Source organism: Pseudomonas sp. P135 (genome assembly GCF_020312125.1).
GTDB lineage: Bacteria > Pseudomonadota > Gammaproteobacteria > Pseudomonadales > Pseudomonadaceae > Aquipseudomonas > Aquipseudomonas fragariae.
Window position 1 is genome coordinate 1 of sequence record NZ_JAGPYR010000030.1, and the last position, 13,940, is coordinate 13,940.

Genomic DNA, 13,940 nt, shown 5'->3' on the forward strand with positions numbered 1-13,940 from the left:
CGACGGTGAGCTTGAATTGCTCTGAATACTTGGCCATTTGAACACCCCCATTAGGTCGGATTGGTGTCCAACTTCTTGGGGGCAGTCCACCCGCGTGGGAATGCAGTTCTCGACGCTCTGCGTCGCAAGAGGACGCGGAGCGTCCGGAAAGGCATGCGACGCGGAGCGTCGCACGATAGTTGTGATGATCGTTCCCTACGCTCCAGCGTGGGAATGCAGGTCTCGACGCTCTGCGTCGTCAAGAGGACGCGGAGCGTCCAAAAAGGCATGCGACGCGGAGCGCCGCACGATAGTTGCGATGATCGTTCCCTACGCTCCAGCGTGGGAATGCCGTTCGTGACGCTCTGCGTCATAGCGTCCGTGCAGGACTGAGTGCTTTAGCGCGGAATCCCCAAGGCACGCAAACGTCGATACAGGGTGCGTTCGCTCAGCCCCAGTTCTCTGGCCAGTTCGCTGCGCGAGCCGTTGAACACTCGCAGCGCATGGGCGAGTTTTTCCAGGCCGTCGTCCTGCTGGCGGTACGTCACGCCAACCGCTTCGCCCTGCCCGCGTACTTCGGCGGGCAAATCCTGCACGCGAATCACGCCGTCGTCGGTAAATAAACGGGCTCGCTCGAGTATGTTGCGCAGCTCGCGAATGTTGCCGGGGTAACTGTACAAACTCAGCAGCTTCATGGCCTCGGCGTCGACACGCGGAGCGGCGCCGGGCGCGATGCGTTGCAGCAGACTGTCGATCAGCAGCGGCAGGTCGTCGCTGCGTTCGCGCAGGGCCGGCAGGCGAATCGGAAAGGCGCTGATGCGGTAGAACAAATCCTGACGAAAGCTGCCGTCGGCGACCATCTCCCTGAGCGGTTTATGGGTGGCCACCACCAGCCGAAAATCCGAGTGCACCGTGCGCAGGCTGCCCACCGGACGAAAACTGCCCGATTCGATCAGCCGCAACAGCTTGACCTGCATGGCCAGCGGCACTTCGCCGATCTCGTCAAGGAACAACGTCCCGCCATGAGCGGCTTCGGCCAGACCGGTCTTGCGCTGCAATGCGCCAGTGAACGCGCCCTTCTCATAGCCGAACAGCTCGCTTTCCAGCAGGGTTTCGGTAAGCCCGGTGCAATCGACCACCACCAGCGGTCCGGCGGACCTGGCGCTGCTGGCGTGCAGTGCGCGCGCGAACAATTCCTTGCCGGTACCCGACTCGCCCTGCAGCAGCACCGGAATCTGCGCGGGCGCTGCACGTTGCAGGGCGCTCAGTACTTCCTTGAACGCCGCCGAGCGCCCTACCAGTCCATGTTGCTGCGGCTGGACGGAGGCTACCGCCACCGAGCTCAGTCGCTCGACATAAGCGATCACCTCACCCTGATCGTCGAGAATCGGCCGCAGCTCCACATCCACATGCTCGGGGCCGCGCGGCGTGTGATGAATGTGCAGCAGACGCTCCGGGAGCCGTGTTTCATGGGCCTTGCGCATCGGGCAATGCTCACCGGCCTGATCGCACGGCACTGCAAACTGATGCGACACCCGATAACACTTCTCGCCCACATGCGGCGTGCCTTCGACGCCGAACTGGCGCTGGTAGGCGGTGTTGGCGGCAATGATGTTGTAGTCGGTGTCGAGCACGATGGTCGGTCGCAGATCGTGTTCGAGGTATGACACCAGCGACTGCATGCGACTGCCGGGAAAATCGGTGGCGATGAGGTTCATGGGTGCTCCTGTGGGCTGGGCGCAGCTTAACCCATTCGCCTGCCAGCTTGTGCCACGGACTGCCAAATGACTGCCAGAATGTGGCAGTCAGCGACCTGCGGCAGGCCATCAGGGTGTTTTGCAAAACCGCAAAACGCCTTGTATTTATTAGCCTGAAGGGGCTTTGCCGTGATTGGCATGGTTATTGAGACATCATGGCAACGACTGCCAACCGTCCGGCCTGGCCAAACGGGCCTTGAGGCGATTTACAGCCGCGGGAATTGCACATGATTATCGGTGAAAAGCTTCATGTCGAAGCGCTCTTCGACACGCATACCTGGACCATCAGCTATCTGGTGATGGACCTGCACAGCAAGCAATGTGCGCTGATCGACAGCGTGCTCGATTACGACCCCAAGTCCGGCCGCACCAGAACCGAGTCGGCCGACCGCATGATCGAACGGGCGCAGGCCCTGGGCGCCTCGGTGCAGTGGATTTTCGAAACCCATGTGCACGCCGATCACCTCTCGGCAGCGCCGTATCTGAAACAGCGGCTCGGTGGGCAAATTGTCATCGGCAGCCATATCACTGCCGTGCAGGAAACCTTCGGCACGCTGTTCAACGCGCCGTCTGACTTTGCCCGCAATGGCAGCCAGTTCGATGTGCTGCTGGAAGACAACGCCTCGTTCGCCCTCGGCACGCTTGAGGTCAAGGCCATGCACACGCCCGGGCACACGCCGGCGTGCATGAGTTACCTGGTGCAAGTCGGTGACGCCACGGTCGCGTTTGTCGGCGATACGCTGTTCATGCCCGATTACGGCACCGCTCGGTGCGACTTCCCGGGTGCCGATGCGCGCACGCTGTATCGCTCGATCAAGAAGCTGCTGGCGCTGCCGCCGGAAACCCTGCTGTTCATGTGCCACGACTACCTGCCCAATGGCCGTGAGCTGAAATACATGACCACGGTTGCCGAACAGCGCGCCAGCAATATCCATGTGCACGACGGGGTGGATGAAGACGCGTTCGTCGGCATGCGCGAAGCCCGTGACGCGACGCTGGACATGCCGGTGCTGATGCTGCCTGCGGTGCAGGTCAACATGCGCTGCGGCCACTTTCCCGAGCCGGAAGACAACGGCGTCGTCTACCTGAAGATCCCGCTCAATGCCCTTTGACCGCTGCCCGCCTTGGGAAACCCTGTGATGAATGCTTCGACAACTACCTGTCAGATCCTGATCGTCGGTGCCGGTGTTGCCGGTATCGCCACTGCCGCAAGCCTGCTCGCCCGCGACGCCACCCTGCAGATCACCCTGGTCGACCCCGCCGATACCCATTATTACCAGCCCGGCTGGACCATGGTCGGTGCGGGGATCTTCACGCCGCAGTCGACGGCGCGCAGCATGGCCTCGCTGATTCCCGAAGGCGTGCAGTGGATCAAGGCTGCGGTGGCGACGTTCGAGCCGCAGCACAATACGCTGACGCTGGCCGACGGCCGCGTGCTCGGTTATCAGCAACTGGTGGTCTGCCCCGGCCTGAAGCTGGACTGGTCGGCTATCGACGGGCTGGTGGAAACGCTCGGGGCCAATGGCGTGACCTCCAACTATCGCTATGACCTGGCGCCCTATACCTGGAAGCTGGTGCAGAACCTGCAACAGGGCCGCGCGCTGTTCACCCAGCCGCCCATGCCGATCAAGTGCGCCGGTGCGCCGCAGAAGGCCATGTACCTGTCCTGCGATCATTGGTTGAAAAGCGGCCGTCTCGCGCAGATCAATACGCAGTTCTATAACGCCGGTGGCGTGCTGTTCGGTGTCGCCGACTATGTGCCGGCGCTGATGAAGTACGTCGAGCGCTACGCCATTGACCTCAAGTTCAGCCATCGGCTGGTCGCCGTCGACGGGCCTGGCAAACGCGCGACCTTCATCCGCACGCAAGCCGATGGCAGCAGCGAGACCGTCGAGCAAGGCTTCGAAATGTTGCACGTAGTGCCGCCGCAGATTGCCCCTGACTTCATCCGCAGCAGCCCGCTGGCCGATGCCGCAGGCTGGGTGGATGTCGACCCTGCCACGCTGAAGCACCGGCAGTTCGCCAATGTGCATGGCCTGGGCGATGCCACCAATACCAGCAACGCCAAGACCGCCGCAGCGGCACGCAAGCAGGCACCGGTGGTGGCCAACAACGTATTGGTCGCGCTGGGTCGTCGGAGTGAGTCCGCGGTGTATGACGGTTACGGCTCGTGCCCGCTGACGGTCGAGAAAGGCCGCATCGTGCTGGCCGAATTCACCTATGGCGGCAAGGTCGCGCCGAGCTTTCCGCGCTGGCTGCTGGACGGTCGCCAGCCAACCCGACTGGCCTGGTGGCTGAAAGCGCGAGTGCTGCCCGCGCTGTACTGGCATGGCATGCTCAAAGGCCGTGAGTGGCTGGCCAAACCGCAAAAGGCTGACACCCGGCATGGATGAGCATCAGTTGCTGGGCGTTGGCCTGGGGACCGTCATCGGCATGGTACTGGCGCTGACCGGCGCGGGCGGCGGCATCCTCGCCGTGCCGCTGCTGGTCTTCGGTCTCGGTCTGTCGATTGTCGAAGCGGCGCCTGTCGGTCTGTTGGCCGTAGGGCTGGCGGCGGGGATCGGTGCGGTACTGGGGCTGCGTCAGGGCATCGTCCGCTACCGCGCGGCCGGGTACATCGCGTCCATCGGTGTACTGATGGCGCCTCTGGGCCTGTGGCTCGCTCATCGACTGCCCAATACGCCGCTGGCACTGGTCTTTTCCGCCGTGCTGCTGTACGCCTGTGGACGTATGTTCATCAGGGCCAGCCGCGAATTGCGTCACGGAAAGCCGGCGCCGCGTGCGGAAGTACTGCCCTGCGTGCTCAACCCGCTGCAGGGCCGCCTGCGCTGGACCATGCCCTGCCTGCGCGCACTGACGCTGACCGGCGTGGGCTCCGGGTTGCTGTCCGGGTTGTTGGGAGTGGGCGGCGGGTTCGTGATCATTCCGGCGCTGACCCGCTACAGCGATCTGGACATGAAAAGTGTCGTGGCGACGTCACTGGCGGTGATCGCCCTGGTCTCGATGGGCAGCGTCATTACCGCCTCATTGAGTGGTGTTATGCATTGGGCAGTTGGCGCGCCGTTCGCGCTGGGTGCAGTCATCGGCCTGATTATCGGCAGACAAGTCGCCCGCTACCTCGCCGGCCCACGCCTGCAGCAGCTGTTCGCTGTATGCGGCATCGTCGCCGCGTTCATGCTGGCGTTGTCCGTGCGATAACAGCCCGAGGACGCAGAGCACGCGGAGCATGGGAACGATAAGGCTTCTGCCCGGAGGGCGTAGGAGCGAACTTGTTCGCGAAGGGGTCGGTAGCATCGCCGAAAATGCATCGACTGAAACACCGTCTTCGCGAGCAATGCGGATCGCCGCCCCGGTCGCCCCCACAAGAGTTGTGTATAACGATAAGCACCTGCGCAGACTTAAAGCTTCTGCCAGACCTTCGGTTTGAAGAACAGCGTCTCGCCCTTCGCCAGGCCCACCAGGCTGTCGTGGTCTTTCACCACTTCGGCCTCGATCAGCTCATCCTGCCCTTCCACTTTCAAGGTGACCCGCGTCGTCGCGCCCAGCGGGCGGATGTCGCGTACTTCGGCGGCGTGGTGGTCTTCGATTTCCTGGCGGGACAGCGACACCTCATGCGGACGGAACAGCAGGTGACCTTCCGCGCCCAGGCTCAGGCGATTGGAGTCGCCGAGGAAGTGGTAGACGAAGTCGTTGGACGGGTTCTCGTAGACCTCGCCCGGCGAGCCGATCTGTTCGATCACGCCCTTGTTCATCACCACGATGCGGTCAGCCACTTCCATGGCCTCTTCCTGATCGTGAGTCACGAACACCGAGGTCAGGTTGATGTCTTCGTGCAGGCGCGCCAGCCAGCGACGCAGCTCCTTGCGGACCTTGGCGTCCAGCGCGCCGAACGGCTCGTCCAGCAGCAGCACCTTGGGCTCGACCGCCAGGGCGCGGGCCAGGGCGATTCGCTGGCGCTGTCCACCCGACAGTTGCTCCGGATAACGGTCGGCCAGCCAGTCCAGCTGCACCATGTTCAGCAGCTCATGGACCTTCTCGGCAATGCGAGTTTCGTTCGGGCGCTCGCGCTTGGGCTTCATGCGCAGGCCGAACGCGACGTTGTCGAACACCGTCATGTGGCGGAACAGCGCGTAATGCTGGAACACGAACCCGACGTTGCGATCACGCACGTCGTGGCCGGACACATCTTCGCCATGGAACACGATGCTGCCGTCATCCGGGGTTTCCAGGCCGGCAATGATGCGCAGCAGGGTGGTCTTGCCGCAGCCTGACGGGCCGAGCAAAGCCACCAGCTCGCCACTCTGGATGTCCAGACTGATGTTGTTCAGGGCCTTGAAGGCGTTGAAGTTCTTGCTGACGTTACGGACTTCGATCGACATGATTATTCCTCCGCCGCGTTATGGCGCAGACGGTTAATGCGCGATTCGCTCCACTGCTTGAGCAGCAGGATGAACAGCGCCAGGATCAGCAACAGGCTCGCCACGGCAAAGGCGGCAACGTGGTTGTATTCGTTGTAGAGGATTTCGACGTGCAGCGGCAGGGTGTTGGTGACGCCACGAATGTGCCCGGACACCACCGACACCGCGCCAAACTCGCCCATCGCCCGCGCCGTACACAGCACCACGCCGTAGATCAGGCCCCATTTGATGTTCGGCACCGTGACGTGCCAGAACATCTGCCAGCCATTGGCGCCCAGCAGCCGTGCGGCTTCTTCTTCCTGAGTGCCCTGCTCCTGCATCAGCGGGATCAGTTCACGGGCAACGAAGGGCACGGTGACGAAGATGGTTGCCAGCACGATGCCCGGCAGGGCAAAGACGATCTGGATGTCGTGATCCTGCAACCACGGCCCGAACAGCCCCTGCGCACCGAACATCAGCACGTAGACCAGACCGGCGATGACCGGCGACACCGAGAACGGCAGGTCGATCAGCGTGACCAGAATGCTCTTGCCGCGGAACGAGTATTTGCTCACACACCACGCGGCGCTGACGCCGAACACCAGGTTTAGCGGCACCGAGATCAATACCGCTATGACCGTCAGCTTCAGCGCCGACAGCGCGTCCGGTTCGAGGATTGCGGTAAAGAACGCGCCCAGACCGTTTTTCAGGCCCTGGGACACCACGATGAACAGCGGCAGGCCCAGAAACAGGACGAATACCAGCCAGCACAGGCCGATCAGGATGCGTCGCGATACCGCGCTGCCACGACGGGCGGCGTTGGCAGAGGCGGCGGCCGAGACAGATGAATAAGACATGTTCTGCGCCTCCTCAGGATGGGGTTTCAATGCGCCGCTGCAGCAGGTTGATCAGCAGCAGCAGAATGAAGGACACCACCAGCATCATCACGCCGATAGCGGTTGCGCCGGTGTAGTCGTACTGGTCGAGCTTGACCATGATCAGCAGCGGCAGGATCTCGGTTTTCATCGGCATGTTGCCGGCGATGAAAATCACCGAACCGTACTCGCCCACGCCACGGGCAAACGCCAGGGCGAAGCCGGTCAGCCAGGCAGGCAGCAACGCCGGGACGAGGATGTGGCGAAACACCTGTAGCGGACGCGCGCCCAGGCAGGCGGCGGCCTCTTCGACTTCGCGGGGGATGTCGGCCAGCACAGGCTGCACGGTGCGCACCACGAACGGCAGGGTGACGAAGGTCAGTGCCAGGGTGATGCCCAACGGGGTGTAGGCGATCTTGAAACCCAGATCAGCCGCGAACTGGCCGACCCAGCCGTTGGGCGCGTACAGCGCGGTCAGGGCGATACCGGCCACGGCGGTCGGCAGGGCGAATGGCAGATCGATCATCGCATCGATGACCTTGCGCCCGGGGAAGGTGTAGCGCACCAGCACCCAGGCCAGCAGTGTGCCGATCACCCCGTTGATGAGGGCTGCGTAAAAGGCGGTGCCGAAACTCAGCTTGAGTGCCGCGATCACGCGAGGTGCCGTGATGATGGTCCAGAACTGATCCCAGGTGAGCTGCGCAGCATGTACGAACATGGCGGCCAGCGGTATTAGCACAATCAGACTGAGGTACACCAAGGTGTAGCCCAGCGTCAGCCCGAAGCCGGGTATGACGGGGGAGATACGACGCGACATAAAAGTCCCTGGTTTCACTTGCACGAAGCCCGGAGGTTAATCCGGGCTGTTTGGCCAAACCTGTGATGCCGCTGGTGCGGCATCCTCATTCGGCTTATTGCGCCTGATAAATCTGATCGAACACGCCGCCGTCATTGAAAAACTTCGGCTGCGCAGTTTTCCAGCCACCAAAGTCTTTGTCGATAGTCACCAGATCGAGTTTCGGGAATTGCTTCTCGTACTTGGCGGCCACTTCGGCATCACGTGGACGATAGAAGTTTTTCGCGGCGATTTCCTGACCTTCCTTGCTGTACAGGTGCTTGAGGTATTCAGTCGCGATTTCGCTGTTGCCTTTCCGCTCGGCGTTCTTGTCGACCACGGCGACCGGAGGTTCGGCAAGGATCGACAGCGATGGTACGACGATGTCGAACTTGTCCTTGCCGCCGTCTTCTTTCAAGGCCAGAAACGCTTCGTTTTCCCACGCCAGCAGCACGTCACCCTGACCGTTGTTGACGAAGGTGATGGTCGAACCGCGTGCGCCGGTGTCCAGGATCGGCACGTGCTTGAACAGCGTCTGTACGTATTCCTTGGCCTTGGCTTCGTCACCGCCGCCCGCCTTCAGGCCATAGGCCCAGGCGGCCAGGAAGTTCCAGCGCGCACCGCCCGAGGTTTTCGGGTTGGGGGTGATCACCGAAACGCCTTCCTTGGTCAGGTCGCCCCAGTCCTTGATGCCTTTCGGGTTGCCCTTGCGCACCAGAAACACGATGGTCGAGGTGTACGGCGTGCTCGCGTCCGGCAGGCGGGTCTGCCAGTTTTCCGGCAGGGTCTTGCCGAGCCTGGCGATTTCGTCGATGTCACCGGCCAGTGCCAGGGTCACCACGTCGGCACGCAGGCCGTCAATCACGCCACGCGCCTGCTTGCCCGAGCCGCCGTGAGATTGCTTGATCTCGACCTTGTCGTCCGGGTGGGATTGTTTCCAGAAATTGACGAATTCTGCGTTGTAGTCCTGATACAGCTCGCGGGTCGGATCGTAGGACACGTTGAGCAGTTCGTAATCCTTGGCGACAGCCGAACCTGCGAAAACAGCACTGGCGAGAGCCGCCAGCGCAAAACGGCGAATGGACATAGATTGAAGCTCCTGGAAATACGGTGTGTTGGCTTTTTTGATTTCTTCTTGGCGCGTCAGAACGGCATCCGCACGGGCGCGCTGCTTTTTTTCAGGGGGGTATCAGGAGTCAGGATGAAACCCTCCGGTTGACCAGTCGGGTGATTGCCGCTTCAGTTCTGCTTGGCAGGGTTCTGCAAACGAAACTTTTCCTTGCGCTCGATCTGCACCACCTGTGCGTTGTGCACGGTGATTTCGACGGCACCAAAACGCAGGTCACGCAACGCACTCTGAATTTCACGCAGAATGGCTGCTTCGTCCTGACCGTCAACACTACGTAGAGATGCGCTCATTGTCTTATTCCTTGAGAAGTGAGAGGCCGGCCTTCGCGACTGGGGGCGATGGCGTATGGCGGTGAGGCAATAATAGTGAGGTGCGGATATTCTTAAAAAGACTATTTAAGAATGCAGATATAACCAAAAAGACTTTAGAGCGGCGTGAGTCTGTCAGGGTGCATTGCACACCCGGACGAGCGTTGTCAGAGAGGGCTGAACTAGTTGAACGCGGGCGCGTGCGTCCAATCAATCGATTGCGCCGCCATGGGCCGGGCAAACCAGTAGCCCTGGCCCAACTCACAACCGTTGCTTAACAGAAATGAAGCCTGATTGGCGTGCTCGATCCCCTCGGCCAGGACACGCATGCCCAGGCTCGAAGCCAGCGCGATGACCGCCCTTACAATCGCGATGTCATCCACATCGCCCGGCAGCCCGGCCACGAAACCCTGATCGATCTTGAGCTTTTGCACCGGCATGCTCTTGAGCCGCAGCAGCGATGAGTAGCCTGTGCCGAAATCATCGATGGCCAGGCTCAGGCCCAGTTCACGCAGGCGATGCAATTGCTCGATGGCCTGTTCAGGGTCCTCCATGACGGCACTTTCAGTGACTTCCAGCTCAAGAAATGCCGGATCGAGGCCGGTCTCGTTCAAGACCTCAGCCACTTGCCGATCGACATCGCCACGACTGAACAGACGGCTGGATACATTGACCGCGACGGACGCAATCGAGACGCCTTCTGCCAGCCAGGCCTGCATCTGCCGACAGGCGGTATTCAATACCCAGGCATCGATATCGGCGATGAGCCCGTTCTGCTCGGCAATCGGGATGAAGTCGCCAGGCGACACCATGCCACGGGTCGGGTGCTGCCAGCGCACCAGCGCTTCGACCGCGCAGATACGCCCGGTCACCAGGTCGTAAACCGGTTGGTAGAACACCCGCAATTCGTCCTGCTCGATCGCCTGACGCAACTCGCTGGCCAGTTGCACGCGTTGCTGGGCGTGGGCGGTCAGCTCTTCGGTGTACAGCGCAAACCCTTCGCGGCCATCGTTCTTGGCCTTGAACAGCGCCGAATCGGCATTGCGCAACAACTGCTCGGCGGTCAGCGCATCACCGGGAAACAGGCTGATACCGATACTGGCAGTGACGAACAATTGATGTCCGGCAATGGGGTACGGCGCTTTGAAGGTATTGATCACCTGCTGCGCGAGCGCTGCGGCATGCACCATGTGTGTACAGTTTTTGACCAGCAGCGCGAATTCGTCACCGCCCAGCCGCGAGACCGTCATGCCGCTGTCGGCCAGCGTATTGAGACGTTCGGCAGCCGCCTTGAGCACTTCGTCGCCGATGTTATGGCCAAGGCTGTCGTTGATGTTTCTGAAGTTGTCCAGGTCGACCACCAGCAGCGCACAGCCGCGCCTGCTGGAGCGCGCCGAGGTCAGCGCCTGGCTGATCCGGTCGGTCAGCAGCAGACGATTGGGCAACTCGGTCAGCGCATCGTAATGGGCCAGTTGCGCCAACTCCTGCTCGGAGCGCTTGATGGCCGTGATGTCGGAAAACACCGCGACAAAATGCCTGGGCTGCCCGTCCTCACCCTTGATGCTGCGGATGGTTTGCCACTGCGGATAGATCTCGCCGCTTTTGCGTCGGTTCCAGATCTCGCCGCTCCACTGCCCGGCACTCTGCAGCGAGTGGTACATCTGCCGATAAAACTCGGGGCCATGACGACCGGACTTGAACTTGCTGGGGTTGAAGCCAAGCACCTCGTCGGCCTGATAGCCGGTGATGTCTACAAACGCACGATTTACATGGACAATGCGTCCTTCGGCATCACTGACCAGTACGCCCTCACGCGTGCTGTCGAACACCACCGCCGCCAGCAGCAGCCGGTCATAGTCCTGCTGTTGACGCTCGAACTGCGCTTCGCCGCCGACGATGGCCTTCAATCTGTCACGTGCAATAAAGATCATGACGGTACTGAGCAACGCCCAGCCGTAACCGATCATCTGTTGTCCGACGGCCAGTCGAGCCGGATCCTTGACGAAAAAAGACAGCAGGGCGCTGCCTGTCGCGAACCACAGAATCGACAGTAGCCCATACAGAACGGCGGTTCGCAGCGCGTTACGGGAATAATCGGACATAAAAAAGCGGGCCTTGAGAAAGGTCTGGATTATAAAGCAAGAAACATCCTGCGACGCTTATGTGCAAGGGTGACTGGTTTTCTGAGCAATGTCAGTGATAATGCTGTTGCGACTTTTTTCTTCACAGGTTTTCTACGAGGGCCAAACAGCCTATGTTGTACAACGGTTTGCTCGACCTTTCCGTCTGGCAGTTAATAGCGGTCACGCTGGTCATGACCCATGTAACGATCATTGGCGTCACGGTCTATCTGCACCGCTATTCAGCCCACCGCTCACTTGAGCTCAACGCGGGTCTGAAACACTTCTTCCGCTTCTGGCTGTGGCTGACCACTGCCCAGAATACTCGCGAGTGGACAGCCATCCACCGCAAACACCACGCAAAATGCGAAACTGTCGATGACCCGCACAGCCCGGTCGTCAAGGGTCTGTCCACCGTGCTGCGCAAGGGCGCCGAGCTGTACCGCGAGGAAGCGCAGAACCAGGACACCCTGCGTATCTACGGCAAGAACTGCCCGGAAGACTGGATCGAGCGCAATCTGTATTCGCGCTACAAGCTGCTGGGCATCGCGCTGATGGCGGTGATCGATGTGGCGCTGTTCGGTGTCCTCGGTATCACGGTCTGGGCCGTGCAGATGATGTGGATTCCCTTCTGGGCTGCCGGCGTGGTCAACGGTCTGGGTCATGCGGTCGGCTATCGCAACTTCGAATGCCGTGATGCGGCCACCAATCTGGTGCCGTGGGGCATCGTGATCGGCGGCGAAGAACTGCACAACAATCACCACACCTATCCCAACTCGGCCAAGCTGTCGGTCAAACCCTGGGAATTCGACATGGGCTGGGCGTGGATCAAGGTCTTCAGCTTCCTGCGTCTGGCCAAGGTCCAGCGGGTCGCGCCTATTGCCCATCGGGTCGAAGGCAAGGGCCACATGGACATGGACACCGCGATGGCGATCCTCAACAACCGTTTCCAGATCATGGCGCAGTACCGCAAGCTGGTGATCGCGCCGCTGGTTGCCCAGGAACTGGCCAAGGCCGACGAGTCGGTGCGTCATCAGTTCCGCCGCGCCAAGCGCCTGCTGTCGCGTGAGACCAGCCTGCTCGATGACAAGCATCACCTGCGTATCCAGACCATGCTGGAACACAGCCATGCGCTGAAGGTGATCTACGAAAAACGCCTGGCCTTGCAGCAGATCTGGGTCAAGACCAGCAGCAACGGTCACGACATGCTCTCGGCCATGAAAGAGTGGATTCACGAGGCCGAAGCCAGTGGTATTCACTCGTTGCGCGAGTTTGCCGACCAGCTGAAAACCTACTCGCTACGCCCCGCCCACGCTTGAACCGTTGATCGGCGCGCCTTCCCCTGGCGCGCCGGTCCCGGAACTTATCCGCTCCCCCTCTATCTCATCAACTTTCCCGCCAATCGGGACAGGGCGCCTCACTGGCCGTAAACGCTTGAGATGGTTCTTATGGAAAAGCAGCCTCCCACCTCCCTACCCGGCACACCGATCACTGATATGCCCGCAGCCGCAGAAACCCTGTTAGCCCTGATGCACGCTCAGGCAGAAGTCGCACGCCTGAGCGAGCGTGAACAATTGTTCAGCTCGTTGCTGGTGAGTGTGAACGCTGTTTTGTGGGCGTTCGACTGGGAAACCCAGCACATGATCTATGTCAGCCCGGCCTACGAGCGCATCTTCGGTCGTTCGGCGGGCCTGCTGCTGGCTGACTACAGTGAGTGGCGCGACAGCATCTACCCCGATGACCTGAACTACGCCGAGCGCAGCCTCAACGAGGTTATCGAGAAAGGCTCGATCGAGGATCGCGAGTACCGGATCATTCGTGCGGACGGCGAAGTGCGCTGGCTCAGCGACAAATGCTTCGTCAGCCATCGTGCCGACGCCAGCCAGCGTCTGATCGTGGTGGGCATCGCCGAAGACATCACCGAGAAGAAGCAGCTCGAGAATGAGCTGCAACGCCTGGCGACCACCGATGTGCTGACCCAGAGCAGCAACCGCCGGCACTTTTTCGAATGCGCCCAGCGCGAGTTCGAACTGGCTCGCCTCAATGGCACGCCGCTGGCGTTTCTGCTGCTGGACATCGATGACTTCAAGCTGGTGAACGACACCTACGGCCATCAGGAAGGCGATACCGTGCTGCAACGCATCGCCGAAAGCGGTCGTTCGGCATTGAGGCGGGGTGACCTGTTCGGGCGTATCGGTGGCGAAGAGTTCGCTGCGGTATTCCCCGGCTGTGCGCCGGACATGGCGATGCAGATCGCCGAGCGCCTGCAACGCGAGATCCAGCGTCAGAACTTCCAGTCCGCTGGCACCACCTTCAGCATCACTGCAAGCCAGGGCCTGACCAATCTGGGCCCGGACGACCCAAGCCTCGAAACCCTCTACGGCCGCGCCGACGCCGCGATGTACCAAGCCAAACGCCAGGGCAAGAACCAGATCGTACTGGTCTGAAATGCTTTCCCGAATGTAGAAAGCACGACTGGCCCCTTCGCGAATAAGGCGGATCCCACGAGTGTACGCGGTACCTTGTGGGAGCGAGCTTGC

12 protein-coding genes are annotated in these 13,940 nt (G+C 61.1%); 5 read left to right on the plus strand and 7 right to left on the minus strand.

Going from position 1 to position 13,940, the window contains the following annotated elements; genetic code table 11:
• Positions 1-377: 377 nt before the first annotated feature.
• The gene (locus KBY08_RS25335; protein WP_011266169.1) at positions 378-1,697 is read right to left on the minus strand and encodes a sigma-54 interaction domain-containing protein; all 1,320 of its coding nucleotides are present in this window, start codon (positions 1,695-1,697) and stop codon (positions 378-380) included.
• Positions 1,698-1,963: 266 nt separating this feature from the next.
• On the opposite strand from KBY08_RS25335, the gene KBY08_RS25340 reads away from it, so the two are divergent.
• Genes KBY08_RS25340 through KBY08_RS25350 form a run of 3 tightly spaced genes read left to right on the plus strand, consistent with a single transcriptional unit; the run spans position 1,964 to position 4,934 of the window.
• Complete coding sequence (locus KBY08_RS25340; protein WP_046271748.1) at positions 1,964-2,848, plus strand: MBL fold metallo-hydrolase; 885 nt, start codon at positions 1,964-1,966, stop codon at positions 2,846-2,848.
• Positions 2,849-2,875: 27 nt separating this feature from the next.
• A complete protein-coding gene (locus KBY08_RS25345) occupies positions 2,876-4,129 on the plus strand; it encodes an FAD/NAD(P)-binding oxidoreductase (RefSeq protein ID WP_111522780.1) in 1,254 nt (417 codons plus the stop codon).
• Complete coding sequence (locus tag KBY08_RS25350) at positions 4,122-4,934, plus strand: sulfite exporter TauE/SafE family protein (protein WP_024642210.1); 813 nt, start codon at positions 4,122-4,124, stop codon at positions 4,932-4,934. The genes KBY08_RS25345 and KBY08_RS25350 overlap by 8 nt, the downstream gene beginning before the upstream one ends.
• A 200-nt stretch (positions 4,935-5,134) precedes the next feature.
• On the opposite strand, the gene KBY08_RS25355 is transcribed toward KBY08_RS25350, so the two are convergent.
• From KBY08_RS25355 to dibA, 6 genes are all read right to left on the minus strand, one after another.
• Positions 5,135-6,115: a sulfate/molybdate ABC transporter ATP-binding protein gene (locus KBY08_RS25355; RefSeq protein ID WP_011266173.1), complete on the minus strand. Its 981-nt coding sequence runs from the start codon at positions 6,113-6,115 to the stop codon at positions 5,135-5,137.
• A gap of 2 nt (positions 6,116-6,117) precedes the next feature.
• Positions 6,118-6,990 carry a sulfate ABC transporter permease subunit CysW gene (gene cysW / locus KBY08_RS25360; RefSeq protein WP_002551394.1) on the minus strand — a complete coding sequence of 291 codons (873 nt, stop codon included), beginning with the start codon at positions 6,988-6,990 and terminating at the stop codon, positions 6,118-6,120.
• A gap of 13 nt (positions 6,991-7,003) precedes the next feature.
• Positions 7,004-7,825: a sulfate ABC transporter permease subunit CysT gene (cysT, locus tag KBY08_RS25365; protein ID WP_003401602.1), complete on the minus strand. Its 822-nt coding sequence runs from the start codon at positions 7,823-7,825 to the stop codon at positions 7,004-7,006.
• A 94-nt stretch (positions 7,826-7,919) separates the two neighbouring features.
• Positions 7,920-8,930 (minus strand): sulfate ABC transporter substrate-binding protein, encoded by a 1,011-nt coding sequence (locus KBY08_RS25370; protein WP_111522779.1) that lies wholly within the window; start codon positions 8,928-8,930, stop codon positions 7,920-7,922.
• A gap of 152 nt (positions 8,931-9,082) precedes the next feature.
• Positions 9,083-9,262: a sulfur starvation response protein OscA gene (oscA, locus tag KBY08_RS25375; protein ID WP_003367675.1), complete on the minus strand. Its 180-nt coding sequence runs from the start codon at positions 9,260-9,262 to the stop codon at positions 9,083-9,085.
• A 200-nt stretch (positions 9,263-9,462) separates the two neighbouring features.
• The gene (gene dibA, locus KBY08_RS25380) at positions 9,463-11,382 is read right to left on the minus strand and encodes a phosphodiesterase DibA (RefSeq protein WP_225651297.1); all 1,920 of its coding nucleotides are present in this window, start codon (positions 11,380-11,382) and stop codon (positions 9,463-9,465) included.
• A 152-nt stretch (positions 11,383-11,534) separates the two neighbouring features.
• Here dibA and desA point away from each other — a divergent pair, with 152 nt between their 5' ends.
• A complete protein-coding gene (desA, locus tag KBY08_RS25385; protein WP_057457259.1) occupies positions 11,535-12,719 on the plus strand; it encodes a delta-9 fatty acid desaturase DesA in 1,185 nt (394 codons plus the stop codon).
• 129 nt (positions 12,720-12,848) lie between these two features.
• Positions 12,849-13,847, plus strand: coding sequence for a GGDEF domain-containing protein (locus KBY08_RS25390; RefSeq protein ID WP_003401614.1), 999 nt, complete (start codon positions 12,849-12,851; stop codon positions 13,845-13,847).
• Positions 13,848-13,940: the final 93 nt, after the last annotated feature.